The organism is Streptomyces boluensis, assembly GCF_009908195.1.
GTDB lineage: Bacteria > Actinomycetota > Actinomycetes > Streptomycetales > Streptomycetaceae > Streptomyces > Streptomyces boluensis.
In genome coordinates this window covers 1-2,053 of sequence record NZ_JAAAHS010000658.1, presented here as the reverse complement: position 1 = coordinate 2,053, position 2,053 = coordinate 1, and the positions used below count along the sequence as shown (strand labels likewise).

The 2,053-nt window shown below is 73.2% G+C and carries 3 protein-coding genes; 1 reads left to right on the top strand and 2 read right to left on the bottom strand.

Annotation, left to right across the window (positions count from 1 at the left end; translation table 11 throughout):
- Nucleotides 1–863, bottom strand: an 863-nt coding sequence (locus GUY60_RS37165) for a DUF4097 family beta strand repeat-containing protein (RefSeq protein ID WP_161705916.1), incomplete at its 3' end; no start/stop codon positions are given.
- 162 nt (nt 864–1,025) lie between these two features.
- Between GUY60_RS37165 and GUY60_RS37160 the strand changes: the two genes are divergently transcribed.
- Entirely contained in the window at nt 1,026–1,844 is an 819-nt protein-coding gene (locus GUY60_RS37160) for a hypothetical protein (protein ID WP_161705915.1), read from the top strand.
- Between the two features lie 22 nt (nt 1,845–1,866).
- On the opposite strand, the gene GUY60_RS37155 is transcribed toward GUY60_RS37160, so the two are convergent.
- Nucleotides 1,867–2,052 (bottom strand): DUF6104 family protein, encoded by a 186-nt coding sequence (locus GUY60_RS37155; RefSeq protein ID WP_161705914.1) that lies wholly within the window; start codon nt 2,050–2,052, stop codon nt 1,867–1,869.
- Between the last annotated feature and the right edge of the window lies 1 nt (nt 2,053).

The following is a 2,053-nucleotide window of genomic DNA, read 5'->3' as shown; positions in this document are numbered from 1 at the left end:
TCCCCGTACCCCTCCCCGTACCCCTCCTCGTGCGCCTCCGACTGTGGGCGGCGCAGCAGGGCGATCGCGCCCGAGACGGTGGTGGCCTTGAGGGTGCCGGTGCCCGCGCCGAGCCGGCCCGTGATGCGCTTGGTGCCCCAGTCGCCGCCGACCCGCAGGTCCTCGAACGCGTTGGAGACGGTGCCGCTCGTCGTGTCCGCCTCGACCACCGCGTCCGCCGGGTGCGGGAGGCGGATGGCGATCTCACCGGAGACGCTGGCGAGCCGGACGTCCGTGGCGCCGCGCGCCGGGTCGTCCCCCGCCGGGTCCAGGTCCACGATCATGTCGCCGCTGACGGAGTCCGCGCGTACCGACGAACCGGCCGCGATCACGGTCAGGTCGCCGGAGACCGAGTTGAACCGCAGATCGCCGGTGACGGCCTGACCCTCGACGCTGCCGCTGACGGTCTCCGTGCGCACGCTGCCGGAGAGGCCGACCAGCGTGGTGCTTCCGCTGACGCCCCGGATGACGGTCCGGCCGTCGATCCCGGAGACCGTCGTAGTGGCGCCGACCGTGCCGATCTCGACCTTCGTACCGGACGGCACCGCGAGCGAGACCACCGCGTTCCGCCGCCAGCGCTTGGGGCCCACCCGCTGGAGGAAGCCCTTCCAGGGCAGGTCGTCGTACGCGACGCTCAGCGCGCCGCCCTCGTGCGTCACCCGCAGCGGCGCCCCCTCGATCAGGGACACCTCGAGGCGGGCGGCGCTCCCGTCGGTGCCGACCACGTTCACCGTGCCGTTGACGATGCGCACCCGCAGCGAACTCACCGGCTCGTCGAAGGCGAACTTCTGCGGCTCAGCGATCTCCCAGCTGCCCTGTGCCATGGTGCTGACCTCCCTCGGCCGGTGCCGTACGACACGCCATATCGCGTTCTCGTAATTTACGATATATCGCGGCTGTGGCACGTCAAGGCTGTCGGGCCGCCGGGGCTCCGCACGCCCGGACATACCCGAGCCGATGCGGATGAATTGCCCTAGCGTGGATCTGTGTCGACCCCGCGCGAACCAGACTCCGACTTCGACTCCGGATCCGACGTACCGGCTTTCGGTGCGCTGCTGTTCTGCCGCGCCGCGCCCGCCGAGGTCCGCCCCGTCGCCGGGCTCCTCGGTGTACCGCTGCTGCTCGCCCCCGCCGGTCCCGAGTGGAGCGTCCTCGTTCCCGAGGGCGCGCCCTGGCAGCGCGCCGGGGAGCCCGTCGACCGGGTTCTCTCCGGCTGGGCCGGCGCTCTCGCCGTCTCAGCGCCCTGGCCGGTGCTCGCCGTGTGGTGGGACGCCGACCGGAGCGGCTTCGCCCTCGCGTCCGGCTTCCGGCGCGGTGTCGGTTACGTGTGGCTGGCCGACGGGACGCCGGTCGGCGAGGACGAGGCGATGGTCTCCTTCGCGTCCCGGCTCGGCCTCGACCCGGTCCTCGACGTACAGGCCCTCGAACCGCTCACCCGGGACGACCCGGCGGCCGATGCGCCCGCCCGGCTGCGCTCGCTGCTCGCGCTGCTCACCCGTGCCGGGCTGACCGCGCCACCGGGGCTCACGCCCGGCGCGGGCCCGCTGAGTGTGGCCGCTGCGGCGCTGCCCGGTGCGGAGCGGGTGGAGTGGCCCGGTCTGCGCGCGGCCGTACGCTCCGAACTCGCCCCCGGCGGCAGCCGCTTGGTGCCGCGCGTTCTCGCCGTTGGGCAGTGCGCGGTCGGCGTACCGCTCACGCTGTGGGGGGTACGGCGGCGCAGTGCGGGGTGGGCGGCGGCGGGGGTGCTGCTCCTCGCCTATGGGGCGTTCGGTCTGGCCTACGAGGCGTGGCGGGTCCCCGACTGAGCGCGCGTCTCGCGTACGCGGGTTACTCGTCCTCGTCCTCGTCGTCGTCCAGGCGGGCCAGCCAGGTGGCGAGGCGCTCGACCGGCACCTCGAAGTCCGGGTTCAGATCGACGAACGTGCGCAGCTGGTCGGCGAGCCACTCGAAGGTGATCTCCTCCTCGCCGCGTCGCTTTGCCAGTTCCTCGATGCCACGGTCTGTGAAGTACATG

Bases quoted from the DNA above. Each gene is read 5' to 3' on its own strand.
- GUY60_RS37155 (WP_161705914.1), bottom strand. From the start codon at position 2,052: ATGTACTTCACAGACCGTGGCATCGAGGAACTGGCAAAGCGACGCGGC.